The sequence below is a fragment of the Actinoplanes sp. NPDC048988 genome (genome assembly GCF_043197815.1).
Classification (GTDB): Bacteria; Actinomycetota; Actinomycetes; order Mycobacteriales; family Micromonosporaceae; genus Actinoplanes.
The window spans coordinates 1-1259 of sequence record NZ_JBICTW010000015.1 but is presented as its reverse complement, the minus strand read 5'-3'; the positions used below and the strand labels follow the sequence as shown (position 1 = coordinate 1259).

The window sequence follows — 1259 nt, the reverse complement described above, 5'->3', positions numbered from 1 at the left end:
GTCACGGTCGCCACCGCGGAAGCCGCCGCCCTGCGGACGGTCACCCCCACGGAAGCCACCCCGGTCGCCACCACGGTCCTGGTACGAGGGACGGTCACCCCGCTCGCCGCCGCGGAAGCCGCCACCCTGGGGCCGGTCGCCACGGTCCTGGTACGACGGGCGCTCACGGTCACCCCGGAAGCCGCCGCCCTGCGGACGGTCGCCCCGGTCCTGGTACGAGGGCCGGTCGCCTCCACGGAAGCCACCGCCCTGCGGACGGTCACCGCCCCGGAACCCGCCGCGGTCGCCGCCACCCTGGTAACCACCCCGGTCACGGTCGCCACCGCGGAAGCCGCCGCCCTGCGGACGGTCACCCCCACGGAAGCCACCCCGGTCGCCACCACGGTCCTGGTACGAGGGACGGTCGCCCCGGTCGCTACGGAACCCGCCGCCCTGAGGCCGGTCGCCCTGAGGCCGGTCGCTGCGGAAGCCACCCCGGTCGCCGCCGGAAACACCACGGCGGTCGCCGCCACCCTGGTAGCCACCACGGTCACGGTCGCCACCGCGGAAGCCGCCGCCCTGGGGACGGTCACCCCCACGGAAGCCACCGCCCTGCGGACGGTCACCCCCACGGAAGCCACCCCGGTCGCCGCCACCCTGGTAGCCACCGCGGTCGCGGTCGCCACCGCGGAAGCCGCCGCGGTCGCCGCCACCCTGGTAACCACCGCGGTCACGGTCGCCGCCACGGAAGCCGCCGCGGTCGCCGCCACCCTGGTAGCCACCGCGGTCACGGTCACCGCCGCGGAAGCCGCCGCCCTGGGGACGGTCACCGCCGGAGGAGCCGCCGCGGTAACCACCACGGTCGCCACCGCCCTGGTAGCCGCCTCGGTCACGGTCGCCACCGCGGAAGCCGCCGCGGTCGCCGCCCCGGTCGCCTCTGTCTCCGCGATCGTTCCGGTCGCCCCGGAAGCCACCGCGGTCGCGGTCACCGCCGCGGCCGGCCCGGCGGTCGTCGTCGCGGGGGCCGGAGCCGCCGTCCTGGGGTCCTGTAGTCACGGATCAAATCCTTCCGGTACGGCGGGCCCTCGGTATGGCGGGCAAGCCTCAAAACTCAAAGTTACTCGGGGACGGGCACACAAAAGCAGCCGAGGGCCGACTCCGTCTCGGAGCGGCCCTCGGCTGGTTACGTTGAGTCCGGCGGCGTCCTACTCTCCCACACCCTCCCGAGTGCAGTACCATCGGCGCTGGAGGGCTTAGCTTCCGGGTTCGGAATGAGACCG

The 1259-nt window shown here is 75.1% G+C and carries 1 rRNA gene and 1 pseudogene; both read right to left on the bottom strand.

Annotated features, from left to right (window positions below):
- A pseudogene (locus tag ACGFJ7_RS34645) lies at positions 1-1035 on the bottom strand (hypothetical protein); the annotation flags it as partial.
- Between the two features lie 136 nt (positions 1036-1171).
- Positions 1172-1259, bottom strand: a 5S ribosomal RNA gene (gene rrf / locus ACGFJ7_RS34640); the annotation flags it as partial.